The organism is Aeromonas sp. CU5 (genome assembly GCF_002586745.1).
In the GTDB taxonomy this organism is placed as follows: Bacteria; Pseudomonadota; Gammaproteobacteria; order Enterobacterales; family Aeromonadaceae; genus Aeromonas; species Aeromonas sobria.
Genome location: NZ_CP023817.1, coordinates 1,579,030 through 1,601,561 on the forward strand (window position 1 = coordinate 1,579,030; position 22,532 = coordinate 1,601,561).

General features: G+C 57.4%; 20 protein-coding genes. 8 read left to right on the forward strand and 12 right to left on the reverse strand.

The window, feature by feature from the left end; translation table 11 throughout:
- Window positions 1–6: 6 nt before the first annotated feature.
- From pheS to apbC, 9 genes are all read right to left on the reverse strand, one after another.
- Window positions 7–990 carry a phenylalanine--tRNA ligase subunit alpha gene (gene pheS / locus CK911_RS07020; protein ID WP_098969447.1) on the reverse strand — a complete coding sequence of 328 codons (984 nt, stop codon included), beginning with the start codon at window positions 988–990 and terminating at the stop codon, window positions 7–9.
- A gap of 321 nt (window positions 991–1,311) precedes the next feature.
- Complete coding sequence (gene rplT / locus CK911_RS07025; RefSeq protein WP_005300683.1) at window positions 1,312–1,668, reverse strand: 50S ribosomal protein L20; 357 nt, start codon at window positions 1,666–1,668, stop codon at window positions 1,312–1,314.
- 15 nt (window positions 1,669–1,683) lie between these two features.
- Window positions 1,684–1,881 (reverse strand): 50S ribosomal protein L35, encoded by a 198-nt coding sequence (gene rpmI, locus CK911_RS07030; protein ID WP_005315535.1) that lies wholly within the window; start codon window positions 1,879–1,881, stop codon window positions 1,684–1,686.
- A gap of 84 nt (window positions 1,882–1,965) precedes the next feature.
- Window positions 1,966–2,496 (reverse strand): translation initiation factor IF-3, encoded by a 531-nt coding sequence (gene infC / locus CK911_RS07035; protein ID WP_244830660.1) that lies wholly within the window; start codon window positions 2,494–2,496, stop codon window positions 1,966–1,968.
- 21 nt (window positions 2,497–2,517) lie between these two features.
- On the reverse strand, window positions 2,518–4,446 hold the full coding sequence (gene thrS / locus CK911_RS07040) for a threonine--tRNA ligase (protein WP_042023223.1): 1,929 nt from the start codon (window positions 4,444–4,446) through the stop codon (window positions 2,518–2,520).
- Window positions 4,447–5,036: 590 nt separating this feature from the next.
- Window positions 5,037–6,506, reverse strand: a complete 1,470-nt coding sequence (locus CK911_RS07045) for an inorganic phosphate transporter (protein ID WP_042023222.1) — start codon at window positions 6,504–6,506, stop codon at window positions 5,037–5,039.
- A gap of 377 nt (window positions 6,507–6,883) precedes the next feature.
- Window positions 6,884–7,465 (reverse strand): dCTP deaminase, encoded by a 582-nt coding sequence (gene dcd / locus CK911_RS07050; protein WP_042023221.1) that lies wholly within the window; start codon window positions 7,463–7,465, stop codon window positions 6,884–6,886.
- A 63-nt stretch (window positions 7,466–7,528) separates the two neighbouring features.
- Window positions 7,529–8,173 carry a uridine kinase gene (gene udk / locus CK911_RS07055; RefSeq protein WP_005352133.1) on the reverse strand — a complete coding sequence of 215 codons (645 nt, stop codon included), beginning with the start codon at window positions 8,171–8,173 and terminating at the stop codon, window positions 7,529–7,531.
- Between the two features lie 110 nt (window positions 8,174–8,283).
- On the reverse strand, window positions 8,284–9,366 hold the full coding sequence (gene apbC / locus CK911_RS07060; protein WP_098969448.1) for an iron-sulfur cluster carrier protein ApbC: 1,083 nt from the start codon (window positions 9,364–9,366) through the stop codon (window positions 8,284–8,286).
- Between the two features lie 187 nt (window positions 9,367–9,553).
- On the opposite strand from apbC, the gene metG reads away from it, so the two are divergent.
- Window positions 9,554–11,584, forward strand: coding sequence for a methionine--tRNA ligase (gene metG / locus CK911_RS07065; protein ID WP_098969449.1), 2,031 nt, complete (start codon window positions 9,554–9,556; stop codon window positions 11,582–11,584).
- Window positions 11,585–11,700: 116 nt separating this feature from the next.
- Here metG and CK911_RS07070 read toward each other — a convergent pair whose 3' ends face one another.
- Complete coding sequence (locus tag CK911_RS07070) at window positions 11,701–11,973, reverse strand: acylphosphatase (protein ID WP_098969450.1); 273 nt, start codon at window positions 11,971–11,973, stop codon at window positions 11,701–11,703.
- A gap of 82 nt (window positions 11,974–12,055) precedes the next feature.
- Here CK911_RS07070 and CK911_RS07075 point away from each other — a divergent pair, with 82 nt between their 5' ends.
- The 3 genes from CK911_RS07075 (at window position 12,056) to CK911_RS07090 (ending at window position 16,346) form a co-directional block, all read left to right on the forward strand.
- Complete coding sequence (locus tag CK911_RS07075; RefSeq protein ID WP_098969451.1) at window positions 12,056–13,486, forward strand: methyl-accepting chemotaxis protein; 1,431 nt, start codon at window positions 12,056–12,058, stop codon at window positions 13,484–13,486.
- A gap of 113 nt (window positions 13,487–13,599) precedes the next feature.
- Window positions 13,600–14,793: a class I SAM-dependent methyltransferase gene (locus CK911_RS07080; protein ID WP_098969452.1), complete on the forward strand. Its 1,194-nt coding sequence runs from the start codon at window positions 13,600–13,602 to the stop codon at window positions 14,791–14,793.
- A 368-nt stretch (window positions 14,794–15,161) separates the two neighbouring features.
- Window positions 15,162–16,346 (forward strand): acyltransferase, encoded by a 1,185-nt coding sequence (locus CK911_RS07090; protein WP_098969454.1) that lies wholly within the window; start codon window positions 15,162–15,164, stop codon window positions 16,344–16,346.
- A 34-nt stretch (window positions 16,347–16,380) separates the two neighbouring features.
- On the opposite strand, the gene CK911_RS07095 is transcribed toward CK911_RS07090, so the two are convergent.
- Window positions 16,381–16,809: a GNAT family N-acetyltransferase gene (locus tag CK911_RS07095; protein WP_098969455.1), complete on the reverse strand. Its 429-nt coding sequence runs from the start codon at window positions 16,807–16,809 to the stop codon at window positions 16,381–16,383.
- Window positions 16,810–17,204: 395 nt separating this feature from the next.
- Here CK911_RS07095 and selD point away from each other — a divergent pair, with 395 nt between their 5' ends.
- Genes selD through CK911_RS07110 form a run of 3 tightly spaced genes read left to right on the forward strand, consistent with a single transcriptional unit; the run spans window position 17,205 to window position 20,047 of the window.
- Window positions 17,205–18,242 carry a selenide, water dikinase SelD gene (gene selD, locus CK911_RS07100; RefSeq protein WP_042023206.1) on the forward strand — a complete coding sequence of 346 codons (1,038 nt, stop codon included), beginning with the start codon at window positions 17,205–17,207 and terminating at the stop codon, window positions 18,240–18,242.
- A gap of 13 nt (window positions 18,243–18,255) precedes the next feature.
- Window positions 18,256–19,371: a tRNA 2-selenouridine(34) synthase MnmH gene (gene mnmH / locus CK911_RS07105; RefSeq protein ID WP_098969456.1), complete on the forward strand. Its 1,116-nt coding sequence runs from the start codon at window positions 18,256–18,258 to the stop codon at window positions 19,369–19,371.
- A gap of 31 nt (window positions 19,372–19,402) precedes the next feature.
- The gene (locus CK911_RS07110; RefSeq protein ID WP_098969457.1) at window positions 19,403–20,047 is read left to right on the forward strand and encodes an MBL fold metallo-hydrolase; all 645 of its coding nucleotides are present in this window, start codon (window positions 19,403–19,405) and stop codon (window positions 20,045–20,047) included.
- Window positions 20,048–20,201: 154 nt separating this feature from the next.
- Here the strand turns inward: CK911_RS07110 and CK911_RS07115 are convergent, their stop codons facing one another.
- Window positions 20,202–20,741 (reverse strand): tetratricopeptide repeat protein, encoded by a 540-nt coding sequence (locus CK911_RS07115; RefSeq protein WP_172953974.1) that lies wholly within the window; start codon window positions 20,739–20,741, stop codon window positions 20,202–20,204.
- Window positions 20,742–20,915: 174 nt separating this feature from the next.
- Here CK911_RS07115 and CK911_RS07120 point away from each other — a divergent pair, with 174 nt between their 5' ends.
- The gene (locus CK911_RS07120; RefSeq protein WP_098969459.1) at window positions 20,916–21,980 is read left to right on the forward strand and encodes a PA0069 family radical SAM protein; all 1,065 of its coding nucleotides are present in this window, start codon (window positions 20,916–20,918) and stop codon (window positions 21,978–21,980) included.
- The last annotated feature ends 552 nt before the right edge of the window (window positions 21,981–22,532 follow it).

A 22,532-nucleotide genomic window follows, 5' to 3' on the forward strand; every position in this document is an offset into this window, starting at 1 on the left:
TCGCCCTTACTTGAACTGCTTGAGGAAGCGCAGGTCGTTTTCGAAGAAGGCACGCAGGTCGTTGACCCCGTAACGCAGCATGGTCAGGCGCTCAACGCCCATGCCGAAGGCAAAGCCGGAGTATTTTTCCGGATCGATACCGACCGAACGCAGTACATTCGGGTGCACCATGCCGCAGCCCAGCACTTCCAGCCACTTGCCGTTCTTGCCCATCACGTCTACTTCGGCGCTCGGCTCGGTGAACGGGAAGTAGGAAGGGCGGAAGCGAATGGTCAAGTCTTCCTCGAAGTAGTTGCGCAGGAAGTCGTGCAGAATGCCCTTCAGCTCGGTAAAGCTGGCATGCTCGTCAACCAGCAGACCTTCCACCTGATGGAACATCGGGGTGTGGGTCATGTCGTAGTCGTTACGATAGACGCGGCCCGGCGCAATGATGCGGATCGGCGGCTGTTGCTGCTGCATAGTGCGGATCTGCACACCGGAGGTGTGGGTTCGCAGCATCAGATCAGGATTGAAGTAGAAGGTATCGTGATCGGTACGCGCCGGGTGATGAGCCGGAATATTCAGCGCATCGAAGTTGTGGAAGCCATCTTCAATCTCGGGACCACGGGCAACCTTGAAGCCCATCTCGCCAAACAGGCGCTCGATGCGTTCAATGGTACGGGTCACCGGATGCAGACCGCCATTCTCGATGCGGCGGCCCGGCAGGCTGACGTCGATGGTCTCGGCGGCCAGTTTCTGGTTCAGAACGGCGATTTCGAGGGCTTCACGACACTCGTTCAAGGCATCTTGAACCTGTTGTTTGGCCTGGTTGATCACGGCGCCCGCAGCGGGACGTTCTTCAGCAGACAGGGCGCCCAGGCCCTTCATTTGCTCGGTAAAAAAGCCTTTTTTGCCCAGATATTTGACCCGGATCTCATCGAGGGTAGCGATATCGCTCACGCCCTCAATATCGGCCTTGGCTTGGCCTACTACTTCTTCAAGCTGTTGCATGTCTTCCTCGTCACCACTCCGAAACAGGAGCCTTTAGGCTAAATAAGGTCAAGAGGGGAATAATACAAAAAAAGGCCCTTCACTGACCATAGTTATGGCCTGCTTTTCTCCCTATAAATCATTTTGTTATATCAAGCGAGTCTCAACTCCTACCCTATCCTCTTGAAATAGTGGTTAACTGATTTTGTTTGTTGGCATATTGATGGGTGTCGAGTCAGCTATTGTGGTTTATTGAAAATGTGGGGGAAGAAGTTGACGGCAAAACAGAAATAACAAAAAAGGAGGCCTGAGCCTCCTTTTAACTTTTATAACAGAACCGGATTAAACCAGAGCTGCTTTAGCTTTTTCAACCAGGGCGGTGAAAGCCAGCTTGTCGTGAACAGCGATATCGGACAGGATCTTACGATCGATCTCGATAGACGCTTTCTTCAGACCGTTGATCAGACGGCTGTAAGACAGACCATTCTGACGGGCAGCAGCGTTGATACGCGCAATCCACAGCTGACGGAACTGACGCTTTTTCTGGCGACGGTCACGATAGGCATACTGACCAGCTTTAGTTACCGCTTGTACCGCTACGCGGTAAACACGGGAACGGGCGCCGTAGTAACCTTTGGCGGCTTTCATTACTTTTTTGTGACGAGCTCGAGCAGTCACACCACGTTTAACTCTTGGCATTTTTTACATCCCCCCTTATGCGTACGGCAGACAAGCGACAACACGTTTGTGGTCGGCAGCAGAAACCATGAACTTAGGTCCCAGCTTGCGCTTACGCTTGCTGCTCTTCTTGGTCAGGATGTGACGCAGGTGGTTATGCTTGCACTTAAAGCGACCCGAGCCGGTCTTTTTGAAGCGCTTTGCAGCACCCCGGTTGGTTTTCATCTTCGGCATTTTATACTCCGCATTGTGAGTGACAACAAAATCGCAAGGCGAACCGACTCACGGGCGAACCCGTGAGTCAATTTCTTGTGGGCCTTAAGATTTCTTCTTAGGTGCGAGGACCATCACAGCTTGACGGCCTTCGACTTTCGGGAACGACTCGACTACGGCCAACTCTTCCAGATCGTTCTTGACGCGTTCCAGAACCTTGATACCAAGATCCTGGTGTGCCATTTCACGACCACGGAAGCGCAGGGTGACCTTAGCCTTGTCCCCGTCTTCTAGAAAGCGAACCAGGTTGCGTAGTTTTACCTGATAGTCGCCTTCGTCAGTACCAGGACGGAATTTGATTTCCTTAACCTGGACGACTTTCTGCTTTTTCTTCTGTTCTTTGGTTGTTTTGCTCTTTTCGTAGAGGAATTTACCGTAATCCATGATCCGGCAAACGGGCGGCTCAGCATTTGGACTGATCTCGACCAGATCAACTCCGGCCTCTGCGGCCAAGTTCAGTGCTTCCTGAATGGTGGTGACGCCAATAGCTTCTCCATCCAAACCAGTCAGACGAACTTCTTTCAGACGGATCTCTTCATTGATCCGGTGAGCGCGGGCTTGCGGTTGCTTGCCCAGTTTTTTTCCGCCTTTTATAGCTTATTCCTCCACTTTCTTTTGTCCGCGGGTCTGAACTTCCTGGGTCAACAGAGCGATGAACTCTTCAACAGGATAAGTGCCCAGGTCAGCCCCTTTACGAGTCCGTACTGCAATCTTACCGGCTTCAACTTCTTTATCGCCGCAGACCAGCATGAAAGGTACTCGCTTCAAAGTATGCTCGCGGATTTTAAAGCCAATCTTCTCATTTCTCAAGTCCGCTTTTGCGCGAATACCCGCATCATTCAATGATTTGGCTACTTTCACCGCATAATCGGCCTGATTATCCGTGATATTCATGACCACAGCCTGAGTCGGCGCCAACCAGGTTGGAAACAGACCGGCATATTCTTCAGTCAGAATACCGATGAAACGCTCGATAGAACCCAAAATGGCCCGATGGATCATCACAGGTACGTGGCGCTCGTTGTTTTCGCCAACATAAGTGGCGCCCAGACGACCGGGGAGAGCAAAATCGAGCTGTACGGTACCACATTGCCACGCACGATCAAGGCAATCATGCAGGGTAAATTCAATCTTGGGACCGTAGAAGGCCCCCTCGCCCGGCTGCAGATCGTATTTCAGACCATTGAGATCCAGCGCTTCGGCCAGTGCGGCCTCGGCACGATCCCAAGCCTCATCTGAACCGATACGCTGTTCGGGACGGGTGGAGAGCTTGACCACGATGTTCTCGAAGCCAAAGGTACCGTAGACGTCATAGACCATACGAATACAGCCGGAGACCTCTTCCATGATCTGCTCTTCGGTACAGAAGATGTGAGCGTCATCCTGAGTGAAGCCGCGTACCCGCATCAGACCGTGCAGCGAACCGGACGGTTCATTGCGGTGGCAAGAGCCAAACTCGGCCATCCGCAGCGGCAGATCGCGGTAGGACTTCAGACCCTGGTTGAAGATCTGGACGTGACCCGGGCAGTTCATCGGCTTGATGGCGTACTCGCGGTTCTCGGACTGGGTGGTGAACATGGCCTGGGCATACTTCTCCCAGTGACCTGAACGCTCCCACAGGACGCGGTCCATCATGAAGGGACCCTTCACTTCCTGATAGTCATACTCTTTAAGCTTGCCGCGGATAAAGGTTTCCAGCTCACGGAAGATGGTCCAGCCATCGTTGTGCCAGAACACCATGCCGGGCGCCTCTTCCTGCATGTGATACAGGTCGAGTTGCTTGCCGATCTTGCGGTGATCACGCTTGGATGCTTCTTCCAATCGTTGCAGATAAGCCTTGAGCTGCTTCTTGTCGGCCCAGGCAGTGCCGTAAATACGCTGCAACATTTTGTTGTTGGAGTCGCCACGCCAATAGGCGCCAGACATTTTTTGCAACTTGAAGTGGTGGCAGTGACGCATGTTAGGCACGTGCGGGCCACGACACATATCCACGTACTCTTCGTGATGATAGAGACCCGGCTGGTCATCACGGGCAATATTCTGATCCAGGATCTCGACTTTATAAATCTCACCACGGGCATCAAACACATCACGTGCTTCCTGCCAGGAGACTTTTTTCTTGATGACGTCGTAATCCTTGGCTACCAGCGCCAGCATGCGCTCTTCCAGGGCAGCCAGATCTTCATCGGTCAGGGTGCGGTCAAGGTCAACGTCGTAGTAAAAACCGTTGTCAATGACAGGACCGATGGCCATCTTGGTCTGGGGCCAGAGTTGCTTGATAGCATGACCCAGCAAGTGGGCACAGGAGTGGCGCAGGATGTCCAGACCTTCTTCGTCTTTGGCGGTGATGATGGCCAGCGCAGCATCGGCTTCGATCAGCTCGCACGCATCCACCAGTTCACCGTTTACCCGACCGGCAATGCACGCCTTGGCGAGACCGGGACCGATGTCCGCGGCCACATCCATCACGGAAACAGAGTGGGCAAATTGACGTTGGCTGCCGTCAGGCAGAGTAATGATTGGCATTATAGGTTTCCTTATACAGTGGTGACCCGTACCAAAGGCCACATGCAGTCGCGATAATTCCTTTAAAATCAAGCTCTTCACTCTAGTGTTTCACCATAAACCAAACGGTTGGTACACAGAGCGGTACACACATCAGTTTGTGCGTCATGCTGTCAGTTTCAGGATCCGGCGTGGATTGTATCAAACATGCGATATCAAACAAATTGTTAAACATCGTACATCTTAAAACCACTCGCTCGGCTTGGCCCCCCCTGCCCCACCGGATACCATGGGTTGTAGCGATGGAGATCCTGTCACGCGCAGGGTGTGGCCATAAGAAAGTGGGCAATCATCACGTTGAGCGCTGCATACCATCGCCAGCAGGTAAACGGACATCACTGTAGGTTGAAACTATGGATGGTGCCATCCCATGACGCGGCGACCCACTACTGAATAACTGTCCGGGTTGGCACAGGACGATCCCGTATTACGGAAGGGAAACGAATATCAAGCGTGTTGGCATAGAGCGCAGATGTACGTACTGCAACACCTAATAGGCATAGTTATAAAAAAAGGGCCCGTAGGCCCTTTAGCAAAATCAGTGGTCAAGCTCAGCTAAACAGATGGTGACTGATGATAAACAAGCCACCAGATAGCAGCATGGTCATCGGCAAAGTCAGCACCCAAGCCATCAGGATCGTCTTGATTGTTTGGCTCTGCAGGCCGGATTTGTTGGCAATCATGGTACCAGCCACCGCCGAGGAGAGGATATGGGTGGTGGATACCGGCATGCCGGTCAAACTAGCCACACCGATGGAAGTAGCCGCAGTGATCTGGGCTGCGATGCCCTGGCTGTAGGTCATGCCAGTGGTACCGATCTTCTCGCCCACGGTATGGACGATACGACGCCAGCCCACCATGGTACCGCAACCCAGCGCCAGCGCGATGGAAACGATAACCCAAGTTGGTGCATATTCCGCTGTTGCGGTCAGGTCTTTGCGCCACTTGGCCAAGTCGGTCAGCTCTTTGGCTGGCAGTGGCAACTTGGCAACCTTACGCGCGGTATCATCGATACAGAGCAGCAAACGGCGCACTTCACGACGATCGGTAAGATTGAGCTCCTGATAAGTCCGAACGGCACCCAGGCGAGCATCCAGTGTCGCCATTGCCTGTAGCACACCATCCGCAGAGCAGTGGGTCATCAGCTCTTCCTGGGCCGTTGCTGGCGCAGAGAAGTTGATCACCTCCCCCAAAGAGGCCTGGTTACGCTGATAGATCTCCATGATCCGTTGGTTGGCATCCTGGGTCCGGTCCAGATCATAAGAGCGGCTGTTCATGTCCAGCGCGAAATAGGCTGGCGCCATGCAGATCAGCACCAGCATCACCAGACCGATGCCCTTCTGGCCATCGTTGGAGCCGTGCACGAAGCTGACGCCCATGGCCGAGGCCACCAGGGTCAGACGTGCCCAGAACGGCGGGTGTTTCTTGCCATCCACCAGCTGACGCTCTTCCGGCGTTTTGTGGATCTTGTTGCTGGTCCAGATGCGCTTCATCGCCAGCAGTAGCAGCGCCGCGATGATGAAACCGATGGTGGGAGAGATGATGAGGGAAAGCATGATGTCAATCGCTTTGCCCACGTTGATCCCTTCTGTCACCGGTTGATGGGTGATCCAGGCATAGGCACCGCCTACCCCCAGAATGGAACCGATCAATGTATGTGAACTGGAGGCCGGGATCCCGAAGAACCAAGTGCCCAAGTTCCACACGATGGCGGAAAACAGCAAGGAGAATACCATGATCAACCCTTGGGTGGAGTCCATCCCAAGCAGCAGGTCGATGGGCAGCAGATGGACAATGGCATAGGCCACACCCAGACCGCCGAACATGACGCCCAAAAAGTTAAAGATCCCCGATGCGACTACCGCCAGGTGAGCCGGCATCGCCTTGGTATAGATAACCGTTGCTACCGCGTTGGCGGTATCGTGAAAGCCGTTGATAAATTCATAGGCAAGCACAAAAAAAACAGCCAATACCAAACCGATTGACCACCACAAACCCAAACCACTAAACATTTCAAACATAAAAACAAGCCTGTTTATGAGTTGCGGCGGATTATGCCAGATGGCGGCCAACACCATAGCCACCATTGAAATATTTCAGCCATAAAAAAAAAGAGCTTTTTGGAAAAAAATATCCTACCTCCAGCCCTCATGCGGCTTGCCATCGATTAATTAAAGCCATCAATGATTGCGGGAAAGGGCAAAAATAGCTGACAATTAAGCCAATAATTTCATTTTTATGACACTTTTATGACAGAAAAATGGGAAACAGTGGTGATAAAACAACCCGCCCCCGCCAATCTCATCCGACCAGCTCCATAAATCCCATATCCGTTTGATTCCAAATGTAAAAAGGGAGCACCTTGTGCTCCCTTGAATCGTTGCTGTGTGGCCGGTTATCAGTCCTGATTGATGCGGCTGGCAACCGCGCCCTGCTGACTCTTGTACTTGGCATTTTCCCGCTTGTTATAAGGGCGAGCGGCCGCACCAGAGAGCATTTCGAAGTTCAGGGCACCGATCTTCATCTTGGGGCGCAGCGCCAGCGGCAATCTGCCGCCATTGTAAAACTCCAGCACGATGCGGCCAGACCAGCCCGGATCGATCCGGTGCGCGGTCACATGCACCATCAGACCAAGACGGGCCAATGAAGAGCGACCATCGAGCCAACCGACGATATCAGCAGGCAGGGTAACCGACTCATAGGTTACGGCTAGCGCCAACTGACCCGGATGAAGATAGAAGGCTTCGCCGTCGGGAATGTGGATCTCATCACTCATCACCCGCTCGATGGCATCGGCCATTTCGCCGCTCGGGCCACTCAGGTCGATATAAGGAGCGGTATGATCGCGAAACACCCGAAATTCGTTACCCAGCAGCACATCGACACTGACGCCACTGATCCGCTCAACGCCGGGTCTTGGCTCAATGACGATCTTGCCTTCATCAAGATGACGTTCAATATCGGTATCACACAGACGCATTGGGCGACTCTCCTGACAAAATGTTCATTTAAAAAAGCCGGGCATCACCCGGCTTGTTTCGTTTTAACCAATCAACATGTGGCGAATGCGCGCCTTGAGCATGTCGATAGCGATGCGATTCTTGCCACCACGGGGCACGATCACATCAGCATACTGCTTGGACGGCTCGATAAACTGCAGGAACATCGGACGCACCGTCTTCTGATACTGCTTGAGTACGGAGTCCATGGTACGGCCTCGCTCTTGCACGTCACGCACCAGACGGCGCAGCAGGCAGATGTCGAGGGGGGTATCCATAAAGATGGAGGCGTCCATCAGATCCCGCAGACGACTGTCGGTCAGCAACAGGATCCCTTCCAGAATGATCACCCGGCGCGGTGCAAACGGAGTGACTTCGTTCATGCGGGTGTGTTCGGTGTAGGAGTACTGGGGAATGGCGACCGCATCACCTTTGACCAGCTGGCTCAAGTGCTGCACCAGCAGATCGTGATCAAGCGCATTGGGGTGGTCGTAGTTGGTTTTGACCCGTTCTTCCATGGTCAGGTGGGTCTGATCACGGTAGTAGCAATCTTCGGTGATCACACCAATCTGACCTGCGCCCAGTTCGGCCACCAGCTCTTCATAAATGGTCTGGGCGATAAGACTTTTGCCTGACGCAGATGCGCCCGCAATACCGATGATCACACACGAATGTTGAGTATCAGACATGACGAATACCTAAAAGAGAAGAGCAGTGGGGGTGGTTTAAACCGATCCATTATATAAAAAAGGGTGGGCAATGCCCACCCTCAATTCCCTTTCAAGTGACCGATAGCCGATTATTCATCCAGCGCCATGGCATAGAGGGGGGTCGCAATCGGTTTTGCGCTGAAAAAGAGTTCTGCTCCTACCCTGCGAGCCAGCTTCAAATAGGCCTGAGCCAGGCTCCCTTCCGGTGCGCCGAACACAGTCGGGCAGCCATCATCCATGTGTTGGCGGATATCGATGTGCAGCGGCAGCTGGCCAAGCAGCGCCACTTGGTACTGCTCTGCCATCTTCTGACCACCACCGGTACCGAACAGCGGCTCATGGTGACCGCAGGCACTGCAGACGTGGTAACTCATGTTCTCGATGATGCCGAGCACCGGCACATTGACCTTGTTGAACATGGCGATCCCCTTGCGGGCATCGGCCAGTGCCACATCTTGCGGGGTGGTAACAATGACCGCTGCCGAGGTGGGCACCTGCTGGGCCATGGTGAGCTGGATATCACCGGTGCCCGGCGGCATATCCACCACCAGATAATCCACCTCGCCCCAGCGGGTTTCCCCCAAGATCTGCGCCAGTGCCTTGCTCGCCATCGGGCCACGCCAGATGGTGGCATCCTGCTCGGAAACCAGATAGCCGATGCTGTTGCTCTTGAGGCCGCAGGCCATCACCGGCTCCATCAGCTTGCCATCCCGACTGACCGGCTGCTCCTTGAGGGTACCCATCATGGTAGGGATGGAGGGGCCATAGATATCAGCATCGAGGATGGCGACACGGGCCCCCTCTTTTTGTAGCGCCAACGCCAGATTGACCGCCGTAGTGGATTTGCCCACCCCCCCCTTGCCGGAGGCGACTACGATGATGTTGCGAATGCCCTGCACCGCCGCCAGCCCCTGTGCTCTGGGCATGCTGGCGACATCAATAGAAAGCTGCCAGTCAATACGGGAAACACCGGTGGCGCTGCGCAGCCTGGCATCGAAGTTCTCTTTGAGCTGATCGAGCAGCGACAAAGCGGCAAACGGCAATACCAGCCGGATGGTCAGCCCCTGATCCTGACGGATGATCTCACGAACGAATCCGGCATCGACCAGATCCTTGTGCCAGCCTGCTGGCTTAAATTCGGCGAGGATCTGTTTTACTGAATCAATCACCATTAACTCCTCATTATTTTGTCTTTCTCTTGAGGTGAACGGTTACCGCACATAAATCAGTGGCTTGCCTGCAAGAGCGATGACAGCTGCTAGCAAGGTTGGCACCGCCACAACCCTAGGCAGGCTACCCCCAATTCGGGTAACATGCACGGCACTGTATCATCCCAACAAGCACATCAAGAACGACTATATGGCAACTGATCCTCGTACAATGCTGGTAACCTGCGCCCTTCCCTATGCCAATGGCTCCATCCACCTTGGCCACATGCTGGAACACATCCAGGCCGACATCTGGGTTCGTTATCAGCGAATGCGCGGTCATCAGGTGCACTTCATCTGTGCCGATGATGCCCACGGCACCCCGATCATGCTCAAAGCACAACAGCTGGGGATCACCCCGGAAGAGATGATTGCGGCCGTATCCAAAGAGCACCAGACCGATTTCGCCGGTTTCAATATCAGCTTTGACAACTACCACTCCACCCACAGCGATGAGAACCGCGAGCTGGCGGAGCTGATCTACGGCCGTCTGAAAGCCGGTGGTTTCATCAAAAACCGCACCATAACCCAGCTGTTCGATCCGGAAAAATCCATGTTCCTGCCGGACCGTTTCGTCAAAGGCACCTGCCCCAAGTGCAAGTCCCCGGAGCAATACGGCGACAACTGTGACAGCTGCGGTGCCACCTACAGCCCGACCGAGCTTATCGATCCGAAATCTGCCGTTTCCGGTGCTACCCCGGTGATGAAAGACTCCGAGCACTTCTTCTTCGATCTGCCGCAGTTTGCAGACATGCTCAAGGCCTGGACCAACTCCGGCGCCCTGCAAGAAGAGATGGCCAACAAGCTGGGCGAGTGGTTCGAGACCGGTTTGCAACAGTGGGACATCACCCGTGACGCCCCCTACTTCGGCTTCGAGATCCCGGATGCGCCGGGCAAATACTTCTATGTCTGGCTCGATGCCCCCATCGGTTACATGGGTTCGTTCAAGAATCTGTGCAACAAGCGTGACGATCTGGATTTTGACAGCTACTGGAAAGCGGACTCCAGTGCCGAGCTCTACCACTTCATCGGTAAAGATATCGTCTACTTCCACTCCCTGTTCTGGCCAGCCATGCTGGAAGGCGCGGGTTTCCGCAAGCCGACCAAGGTGTGTGTGCACGGTTATGTCACCGTCAACGGTGCCAAGATGTCCAAATCCAAGGGCACCTTTATCAAGGCATCCACCTACCTGAACCACCTGGACCCGGAATGCCTGCGTTACTACTACGCCGCCAAGCTCAACAGCCGTATCGACGATCTGGACCTGAACCTCGATGACTTCGTGGCACGGGTCAACGCCGACGTGGTCAACAAGCTGGTCAACCTCGCCTCCCGCAACGCCGGCTTCATCGCCAAGCGTTTCGACGGCAAGCTGGCCGCCACCTGCGCAGAGCCCGAGCTCTACGCCGAATTCGCCAACGCCAGCGCCTCCATCAGCGAGGCTTATGAAGCGCGCGAGTTCAGCCGTGCCATCCGCGAAATCATGGCGCTGGCCGACAAGGCTAACCGCTATGTGGATGACAAGGCGCCCTGGGTACTGGCCAAGCAGGAAGGGGCAGACGCCCAGCTGCAGGAAGTCTGCTCCGTTGGTATCAACCTGTTCCGGGTGCTGATGGCCTACCTCAAGCCGGTGATGCCACTGTTGGCTGAACGTGCCGAAGCCTTCCTGGGTGAAACTCTCTCCTGGGATGGCGTGGCCCAGCCGCTACTCAACCATCAGCTGACCCCGTTCAAGGCGCTGTTCTCCCGCATCGAGCCGGCCAAGGTCGAAGCCATGGTGGAAGCCTCCAAGGAAGATCTGGCCAAAGAGCAGGCACCAAAAGTGACCGGCCCGCTGGCAGACGATCCCATCAGCGAAACCATCGCCTATGACGACTTCGCCAAAATTGACCTGCGGGTGGCGCTGATCGTCAAGGCCGAAGCGGTGCCGGAAGCTGAGAAGCTGCTCAAGCTGCAACTGGATATCGGTGGCGAGACCCGTCAGGTGTTTGCCGGCATCAAGTCCGCCTACAACCCCGAAGATCTGGAAGGCAAGCTGACCGTGATGGTGGCCAATCTGGCGCCGCGCAAGATGCGCTTTGGCATGTCCGAAGGGATGGTGCTGGCCGCAGGCCCGGGTGGCAAGGATCTCTGGATCCTGGAGCCGCAGGACGGCGCCCAACCGGGGATGCGCGTTAAGTAACGCCACCGGCGACGCTCACCGCGATAAACCAAAGAGAGGCCCGTTGGCCTCTCTTTGCATAGTCCCCTCGCACACTGCCGCCCCCCGCAAGCCTACCGACACCTCATCTCGCCAGCTCAGTTGGTGTGAAAGCCCTGACCGCTGGGTGGCTGCGCCTCGTCATACTCCATTCGGGTCACTCTGGCGGTGCGCGGGCCATGCTCCAGCCAGCCCAGCATCATCTGCACTCCCTGCGCGGGGCCGCTGATGAGGATCTCCACCGAGCCATCCTCCAGGTTGTAGGCGTGACCCCGCAAACCCAGTTGCAGTGCCCGCTCACGAGTGAAATAGCGAAATCCGACCCCCTGAACCTGCCCCCACACCCGAATAACAAACGATTGCTCTCCCATTTCTCGCACCTTCCACTGAAGAAAAAATTTCCCGCGACGATAATGTGCCCGACACTCTATCTCTGCAGGATGCAGCTCCATTATGAAAGAAGTTAAATTCCGGTGGGTTGACCGCTATCTCATTCACCTCACCATCAGTGAAAAATTCCATATCGCGTTCTGGTTACCTCTCTTCATCATCGCCTTTCTCAGCTGGTACATGCTGGCGGCCAGCCATCAGCAGGAGATCTCCCTGCGGGTAGCGCAGTTGCAGCAACGGGTCGAGACCACGGCGCAGCTGATCAGCCAGCAGCCCTCTCTGGTCTTGCCTTCGGATCTGCGTCTGACCCGGCAAGGCAGCGGCGGGTTGCAGCAACAAGGGGATCACTACCTGTTTACCGTGCCAGCGGGTCAGGCAGGCTACGTCACCGGCGTTCTCGATACGGGCAACCTCTCCATGTGGGACGGTCAAAGCTCGACCCTGCTCCTGATCGGCGCACTGGCCGCCCTGATGGCGCTGGTGATCCACTACATGATGACCTTTGTCTCCGGTGCGCTCTACTCCACCAACAAGGCGCTGCAAACCGTAGCGGACGGGGATCTCACCTTCCGTCTCAACTTCTTCCCGGTGCGCGACGAGTTCTCCACCCTGGCGGGCAGCATCGACCGCTTTACCGACCGTCAGCACCAGATCGTCAAACTGGTGGAAGAGTCTGCCGAAGCGCTGACCATGGCCGCCGACGAGTTTCGTGACCATGCCCGCGAAGGCGAGACCATGGCACGCTCCCAGCGCCAGCACATGGATTCACTGGCCACCGCCATGGAGCAGATGTCGGCGGCGATCCGCGAAGTGGCGCGCAATGCCAACAACACCCTGCAGCAGACCCGCCAATCGAGTGAAGAGGCGGCCAATGGCGCCAACCGGGTAGCTCGTACCATCGAGGCGATCCGCACCCTGGCCGACGAGATTGGCAACGCCTCCGGCGCGGTCGAGCGGCTCACCCACAATGCCAACCGGATCAACGAAGTGGTCAACGTCATCAACGCCATCTCCCAGCAGACCAATCTGTTGGCGCTCAACGCCGCCATCGAAGCGGCCCGTGCCGGTGAGCAGGGTCGCGGCTTTGCGGTGGTAGCAGACGAGGTGCGCACCCTCGCCAGCCGTACCCAGCAGGCCACGGTGGAGATCCAGCAGATGATCGAAGAGCTGCAGGCCGGTACCGGCGCCCTCAACGAGATCATGGAGAAGACCGTTGGCCGTGCCGCCAGTAGCCAGCAGCTCATCAGCGAGGTGGGGCTGGATATCGAAAAACTGAGCAACCACAGCGATGCGGTACTGGAGATGAGCACCCAGATCGCCACCTCCAGCGAGGAGCAGAGCTCGGTCGCCGCCGAGATCACCCACAATCTCGATCAGGTGCGCCATGAAGCGGCGCAGGTGGAAGAGTCTGCCAGCGCCTCGGTAGCCGGTACTCAGGGACTGAAAGCCACCGCCAGCGAGCTGACCCAGGCACTAAATGGGATTAAGATCTGACCATATCGGGTACAAGAACAGGCCCGAACCATCCATTACACCGGGTTGTTTGAGTTTTAGCTGCGGGCCACATAGAATGTGGCCCCTTTTCTTTCTACCATCGGCAAACATCCATGAGCGTATTCATCTATCTCGTCAAAGGTCGCGAAAAATCCCTGCTGCGCCGTCACCCCTGGATCTTCTCCAAGGGGATTGAGCGGGTGGAAGGTAATCCTGTTGACGGCGATACCGTCGAGATTTACGCCAACGATGGCAAGTGGCTTGCCCGTGGTGCCTGGTCAAGCAGCTCCCAGATCCGTGCCCGGGTCTGGACCTTCGACAAGAATGAGACCGTTGATCTCGACTTCTTTATCCGTCGCCTCAAATATGCGCAGGAATCTCGCGATCCGCTGATCAAGCGTCAGGGTCTCACCGGTTATCGCCTGTGCGCCGCCGAATCTGACGGCCTGCCGGGTCTGACCATCGACCGTTATGCCGATTTTCTGGTGTGCCAGATCCTCTCCGCCGGTGCCGAGTTCCAGCGTGAGCTGATCACCCAGGCGCTGCGTACCCTCTACCCCGAGTGCAACATCTATGAGCGCTCCGACGTAGCAGTACGTAAAAAAGAGGGGCTGAAAGAGCGCACCGGTGTCATCTATGGCGAAGCCCCGACCGAACCGGTAGTCATCGAAGAGAACGGCGGCGTGAAGATCCTGGTGGATATTCGCAACGGCCATAAAACCGGCTTCTATCTGGATCAGCGCGACAACCGTCAGGCGGTCTCCAAATACACCGAAGGCAAACGTGTCCTTAACTGCTTCAGCTACACCGGTGGTTTTGGCATTTATGCCCTCAAGGGTGGCGCTAAAGAGGTGGTCAACGTTGATCTCTCCCAGAATGCGCTGGATATCGCCCGCCAGAACGCCGAGCTGAACGGTCTCGATATCAGCAACACCCAGTTCGTCCGTCACGATGTGTTCAAGCTGCTGCGTGAATACCGCGAGAAGGGCGAGAAGTTCGATGCCATCGTGCTGGATCCGCCCAAGTTTGCCGAGAGTAAAGCCCAACTGCTGGGTGCCTGCCGTGGCTACAAGGACATCAACATGCTGGCGTTCCAGCTGTTGGCACCGGGTGGCGTGCTGCTGACCTACTCCTGCTCCGGCCTGATGGAGCAGAGCCTGTTCCAGAAGATCGTTGCCGATGCGGCGCTCGATGCCGGTCGCGATGCCCAGATCCTGGAGCTACTCTCCCAAGCGTCCGATCACCCCATCGGTACCGCCTATCCGGAAGGCTTCTACCTCAAGGGTCTGGTGGTCCGCGCCCGCTGATCGGCAACCACTCTCACCTTGTGATCAATCAGGCCCCTTGCGGGCCTGATTGTTTTGCGGCGCTGTATATAGACCTTAACCTGACTCTCACCCCCATCCCTATTATCCCTCTCTGCTCTCTTCTCTTTCCGCTTTCCGCTTTCCTTGTCGTCCCCTTTCCCTGCCGGTTCTGCACTTTTTCTCTGTTTAAATTTCTTTGCACAATAACTGCACATTTATGATTTAAATCACACCCGTATGGCTCTCTTTTTTGTAGTGTGATCCCGCCTGCGGCAGCCAAGCCGGGGTAGCCGTCCGTCAGGATTGATGGGGGGCACAACAACAAAAATCGATGTCAGGCCAAGCTGAACATCACAAGGGATCCCGATATGAATCAATCATTGCCGCTGTTAACGCCGCTGCGGGGCATCGCTGCCCTGATGGTGGTGCTGTTCCATGCCCGATTATTGCTCTTTCCCCAGTGGATGGAGCCGATCGCAGGCCACACCCAACTCATCGAGAACGGCTACCTCTGGGTCGATCTGTTCTTTATTTTGAGCGGCGTGGTGCTGGCCCATGTCTACGGGGAGGCCTTCAGCCACAGGCCCCGCACCATCGGCTATGGCCGCTTCCTCTGGCTGCGGCTGACCCGCGTCTACCCCCTCTACCTTGTGACGCTGGTGCTGCTGGTGGGCTGGGAACTTTACAAGGCGCAGCACGGGGTGGGTTTCTATGCAGGCCCGCTGTTCAAGATGTGGGAGTGGGAAGGGATGCCCCCCTTCGGCTCACCCTTCACCCCGGCTGACGCGCTGCCCAGCGCCTTCCTGCTGCTGCAGGTGGTGACCGATCACGGGTTGACCTGGAACTTCGCCGCCTGGTCCCTGAGCGTGGAGTGGATAAGCTACCTGCTGTTCCCGCTGCTTATTCCGCTCGCGGTATCCCGCAGTCGCTGGAGCCATCTAGCGCCCCTGTTGGCGCTGACGGTGCTGGCCTTTATCGTGCACAGTCGCGGCACGCTGGATGTCACCAGCGGGGCACTGGCGGTGGGGCGCGGGGTGAGTGAATTTGTGCTCGGCCTCTGGCTGCTGCCGAGGGTCAAGGCCGCACAACCCTTGCTCATGATGCAACGGGATCTGCCGCTGCTCATCGCTTTTGTGCTGCCCTTCGTGCTGATGCAGTTCACCATGACGCCGCAGCTGACCCTGCTGCTGATCAGCTCCTACGTGCTGCTGATCTGGATTGCCGCCGCCCAGCGGGAGCGCCAGAGTCCGCTGCTGCGCCTTTTGGATAACCGCTTCACCAACTGGCTGGGGGATCTCTCCTACTCCATCTACCTGCTGCATGCGCTGGTATTGCTCACCGGATGCGAACTGATCCACTATCTGGCGCCTGGGCTCACCGAGTGGTGGTATGCCCAGACCAACCCGCTGTTGGGGGTGGTGGCCACCTTGCTGATGCTGGCAGTGCTGATCGGGCTCTCTTCTTTAAGTTACAACCTGCTGGAGCGCCCCCTGCAACGGCGCCTGCGCCGCTGGGGCAAGTCACGGCAACCGGCGCTGGAGCAAGCCGGATAAGTTAACCCCGCCCTGTCTGGATGAGTTGACGGTCTTATGCCAACTCATCCAGTACCAGCTCATCCAGACTGCTCATCACCCAGGCGCTCGGGTGTTGGCTAAATCCGAGCTTGGGGTAGTACGCCACCGCCTGGGGCGCGGCCAGCAGGATCAGCTTGCAGCCGGGCTGCAATTGCAAAAACGTCTCGCGAACCAGCGCTTTGCCAATCCCCTGCCCCTGCACTGACTCGGCCACCGCCAGATCCGAGAGGTAGCAACAAAAACAAAAATCGGTCACCGAGCGGGCCACCCCGACCAGGGTCTCGTCCTGCCAGGCGGTGATCAGCAGATTGGCGTTATCCAGCATGCCCTGCAAGGTGGCAGGATGTTCCAGCGGCCGTCTCGCCCCCAGCGAGGTCTGCGCCAGCAGCGCCGCAAACTGCGCCGTGGTAATGGGGTGGTTAACCAAAAACGTGGTGGTCACGAAGCTCTCCTGTTGGTAGATCGGCTGTTACGCGCGCGGCTGCTCTCTTTGACGTTCTCTTTGCTGCATCTGTACTGCAATCAATCAGTGCGCGCCGGATCCAGACCGATGACGCGCAAGTGCGGGCAATTCCCTGCTGTTTATGTGAATTCCTGTTCGAACCCCAAGGGGCAAATGTGGCATAATGCGCCGTCCTGTGGCCCTTGGCGGGGCTGCGCTGGCGCACCTTGTCGCCCTCTTGTTCCCCGTCCGGCCTGGCGGCCTTCCATAACTGCCAGTCATCGCTGCCGCTGTTGGCACCGAGGCCACCCATATTTGCGGCTTCTTGTCTTCCAATCTACAAGGCCGCCCATTGACCAAGACGGCTCCACAGAGCCTCTGCATAAGGGGTAAGTATGTCTTCCATTCGTCTGACCCAATACAGCCACGGCGCTGGCTGCGGCTGCAAAATCTCTCCCAAGGTACTCGACACCATCCTCAAGAGCCAGATCCCGGGTTTCAACGACCCGACCCTGGTGGTTGGCAACAGCAGCAAGGATGACGCAGCCGTGGTCGATATCGGCAACGGTCAGGGCATTGTTTCCACCACCGACTTCTTCATGCCCATCGTCGACGATCCCTTTACCTTTGGCCGCATTGCCGCCACCAACGCCATCAGCGACATCTACGCCATGGGTGGCAAGCCCATCGTCGCCATCGCCATTCTCGGTTGGCCCATCAATACCCTGCCCGCCGAAGTGGCCCAGCAGGTGATCGACGGTGGCCGTCAGGTGTGCCATGAAGCGGGGATTTCGCTGGCCGGTGGCCACAGCATCGACGCTCCCGAGCCCATCTTCGGCCTCGCGGTAACCGGTATCGTGCCTCTGGATGCCATCAAGCAGAACGACACCGCCAAGGTGGGTGACACCCTCTATCTGACCAAGCCCATCGGTATCGGCATCCTCACAACCGCCCAGAAAAAGAGCAAACTCAAGCCGGAACACGAGCAGTTGGCCCCCAATGCCATGTGCACCCTCAACAAGATTGGCCAGCGTTTTGCCGAGCTGCCGGGGGTTCACGCCATGACCGACGTCACTGGTTTTGGTCTGGCCGGTCACCTGCTGGAGATGTGCGAAGGCTCCAAAGTCAGCGCCCGCCTCGACTTCAAAGCGCTGCCGCTGCTGGACGAGGTGGATTACTACCTCTCCGAGGGCTGCGTACCGGGCGGTACCCTGCGTAACCACGACTCCTACGGCCACAAGCTGGATGCCATGGATGATCGCACCCGCAACATCATGTGCGATCCGCAAACCAGCGGCGGTCTGCTGGTCGCCGTGGGCAAGGAGAGCGAAGCCGAGCTGCTCGCCATCGCGCGGGAAGCGGGCCTGACGCTCTCGCCCATCGGCCAGATCAAGCCCCTTGAGGGCACCCGCTTTATCGAGATTGTTCAATGAGTGAGATAGCCCAATGAGTGAATTGCCGCTGGCCACCGACTACGCCCAGATTTTTTTAGGCGATGTGCCCTTGATTGATGTGCGCGCCCCCATCGAGTTCAAGGAGGGGGCCTTCCCCTGCTCGACCAGCCTGCCGCTGATGACCGACGATGAACGCGCCCAGGTGGGGACCTGCTTCAAGAAGCAAGGGCAGGATGCCGCCATTGCGCTGGGTCACAAGCTGGTGGGGGGAGCTGTGCGCGCCGAGCGACTCGAAGGCTGGCTGGCGCAGTTGCGCCAGCAGCCCGATGCCGTGCTCTACTGCTTTCGCGGCGGCCTGCGCTCACAAACCGTACAGCAGTGGCTGGCTGAAGCGGGGGTCACTCGCCCCCGCGTCGCCGGTGGCTACAAGGAGCTGCGTCGCTTTTTGATCGAGACCCAGGACAAGGCCTCCGCCGAGTGCCACTGGACTGTGCTGACCGGCATGACCGGCTCCGGCAAGACCCATATGCTGGACCATGTGGCCCAGGCGCTCGATCTGGAGGGCCATGCCCACCACAGAGGCTCCTCCTTCGGTCAACTGCCCGGTGGCCAGCCCAGTAACATCAACTTTGAAAACAACATGGCCATCGAGCTGCTCAAGCGCCGCCATCAGGGCGAACATGCCTTTGTGGTGGAGGATGAGAGCCGCCTGATCGGTCGCTGCTGCCTGCCTATCTCCCTCCATGAGGCCATGAGTCAGGCACCGCTGGTGGTCGTGGATGTGCCGCAGTGTGATCGTGCCGAGCAGATCCGCGAAGATTACGTGCACGATCTCTGGCTGCGCTATCAAGAGATGTATGGCCAGGAAGCCGGTTGGCCGCTGTTTGCCGCCTATCTCACCGATGCGCTGGCTCGCCTCAAGCGCCGCCTCGGCGATCAGGCCCATCGCGAGCTGGATGCCCTGATGCAGACAGCCCTCGCCGAGCAGGCCAACAGCGGCTCTACCGAGCTGCATCTGGCCTGGATCACCCTGCTGCTGACCCGCTACTACGACCCCATGTATCTCTACCAGCTTGGCAACAAGCAGGAACGCATCGTGTTCCGGGGTGACAAGCAAGCCTGTCTCGACTACTTCGCCGAGCAGCACGCCAACGCGCAACAGGGCTGACCCCGTCGCCTTTCCAACAAGAGGACCCCACATGTTGAAATTCGAGGTGATCCCGGTCACCCAGTTCGCCCAGAACTGCTCCCTCATCTGGTGTGACGAGACCCACCAAGCGGCGCTGATCGACCCAGGTGGCGAAGCGGAAAAACTGCTGGCCGCCATCGCCAAGCGCGGGCTGACCCTGACCCACATCCTGCTGACCCACGGTCATCTGGATCATGTGGGTGCGGCGGCTGAGCTGCGGGAAAAGACCGGCGTCACCATCACCGGCCCCCACAAGGAAGATGCCTTCTGGCTCGACATGCTGCCCCAGCAGAGCCAGATGTTCGGCTTCGCCCATACCCCTGCCTTTAGCCCCGACCAGTTGCTGGTGCAGGGCGACAAGGTGCAGCTTGGCCAGTGCGAGCTGGAGGTCTACTTCTGCCCCGGCCACACCCCGGGCCATATCGTGCTGCTCTCCCAGGCTGAAAAACTCGCCTGGGTTGGCGACGTGCTGTTTGCCGGCAGTATCGGCCGCACCGACTTTCCCCGTGGCGATCAAGCTACGTTGATCAAGTCGATCACCGAGACCCTGCTGCCGCTGGGGGACGAGATCGTCTTTATCCCGGGCCACGGCCCCAGCTCCACTTTCGGCCGCGAGAAGGCAAGCAACCCCTACCTGACCCAGCCTATCTGGTGATCAAAAAAGGCAGCGGTCACCAGCCGCTGCCTTTATTTTCCACTCCTTTTTCTTCCGCACTTCAATTCAGCATTGCACGCGTCTGCGGTAAAGGTGGCTAAGAGGTCATGTCACCGAGCAGTGGCTGCCAGTTGAAGTCGAAGGTACTGATCCCCTACTCGGCCAGCGCCAGCTCTTGCAGCACCTGAAGCGCCAGCTTGTTGCCCTTTTGCGCCGCCTGATAGAGCCACTGTTTCGCCTGAGGCAAATCGACTCTGCCGCTCGCCCCCATCAGATGAAGCACACCGACTTTCAGCATGGCAGGTACATCACCGTTGCGGGCGGCCTGCTCCATCCAGTGAAAGGCTTCTCGCAGATCCCGCTTTACCCCGACGCCGCGCAGATAGAGCTCTGCCAGCCGATATTGACCAAAAGCATCCCCCGCCTGCGCCGACTGGCGATAGAGGCTGATGGCCTGATGAATATCCTGATCGCTCCCCTGCCCCACCTCATGGCTCCAGCCCATGAGTGCCTGTGCCCGTGGTTGCCCCTGCGCCGCCAGTGGTGACCAGATCCGGGTCGCCTCCTCAAAGTGACCGGTGCGCCAGGCACGGTTGGCAGACGCCAGCTCCTGCTCGGTGGAGAGCGGGATCAAGCGCCAGATAACCAGGCCAAGCAGACCGATAAACAGCCAACGGGAAGTGGTGGGTCTCATGATGATTTCCGTGATCCAGTTCTCATTTCGTCTATGTAAACGAAATGTAGCTCTGCGATCAAGCAACAGATCCCGGTGACATACCCTTTTTACGCCACACCGATAGTCAATCGTTGTCATTTCTCCGTCGCACTTGCAAAATAACTGTATGTATAACCAGTGCAGGTGCGCACCATGGCAGGACGAGGCAGCCCTCACAATATCGATCACCGTTTTAGCGGCCCCCTTGTCGAGGCGGTCGATGATGGTTGGGCATCCGAGGAGTGGGAGTCAGCCTTCAATACCTTGGCGCCCCAGACCGAGGTGCGGGAGATCGACGCGCGCAGCATCATCAGCTACAACAGCTACAACAGCTCGCCGGATGTGCCCTTTGGTCGCTCCATCAACCCCTATCAGGGGTGCGAGCATGGTTGCATTTACTGCTATGCCAGGCCCAGCCACACCTATCTGGAGCTCTCCCCCGGCCTCGACTTCGAAACCAAGTTGTTTGCCAAACGCAATGGGGCCAATCTGCTGCGCCGGGAGTTTGCCAAACCGGCCTATCAGCCACAGACCATCGTCATTGGCGCCAATACCGATCCCTACCAACCCATCGAGCAGCGCTATCGCCTCACTCGCCAGTTGCTGGAGGTGATGCTGGCACACCGCCACCCGGTCGGCCTCATTACCAAGAGCGCCATGATCTTGCGCGACCTCGATCTGTTGAGCGAGCTGGCCAGCGAGGGACTGTGTCAGGTGATGGTGTCGGTGACGACCTTGAACGAAACCCTGCGGCGACAGCTGGAACCCCGCGCGAGCACGGGCGCAGGCCGCTTGAAAGTGATCGAGAAGCTCGCCAGCGCTGGCGTGCAGGTGGGGGTGCTGGCCGCCCCCATGATCCCGCGGCTCAATGAGCCGGAGCTGGAGCAGATCATCAAATCGGCGGCCGAGGCAGGCGCCAGTTGCGCCGATTACATCCTGCTGCGCCTGCCCCACGAGCTGGCGCCGCTATTTGGTGACTGGCTCGATACCCACTATCCCGGTCAGAAGGAGGCGATCCTGAATCAGCTGCGAGCCAGCCGGGGCGGCGAGCTCAACAGTGTGGCCTTTGGTTCGCGGATGCGTGGTGAGGGGCACTTTGCCGATCTGCTGGCCCAGCGCTTTCGCCTTATCAGCAAGCGCCTTGGCCTTGGCAAACGCCATATTCAGCTCAGGCAGGATGGTTTTATCCGCCCCGGGGAGCAGCTGTCGCTCTTCTAACCCCGCCTGTTTGAGGCAAGCAGTATCCCTTGTCGGTCAATAGCCTTGCCATAGTGCGCAGTAGCACTCGGGAAAGCCGTGTTTCCCGAGTAGACAGGCATTCGCGAGACGATGGTGTTTCCTGAGAACAGCAACGTCAGAGCTTAACCCACTCGATCCTCCCGCCTCTGTTGCACCATTTCAACCGGCAGCCGCGAGGGTTCATGGGCCACTTGGTGCTCATCTTCCCCATACTGCGGAACCTCTGACTCGCCCCATACCCGGCTCCACCAAATTTCCCACGTGATCCAACTGGTCATATGCAGCTCCTGACGGTGACGGTGATGGCAACAGCGCACCACTCGCTCGGCAGGATAGCGGCTGGGGATGACAGGGAAATGACAACAAAATCACTGGTGAAACGGTGCCTGGCCGTGGCGGAGAAAAGCAGCAACAGCTCACACATTCGGCGAAATCATCCTGAAAGCGGTCACAAATCCGCAGGTTGTGGATTGCAGCCCACCCTGTTCCCGCCAAAGCTGGCTTGCCCATTCAGGCATCTATAAAAACAGG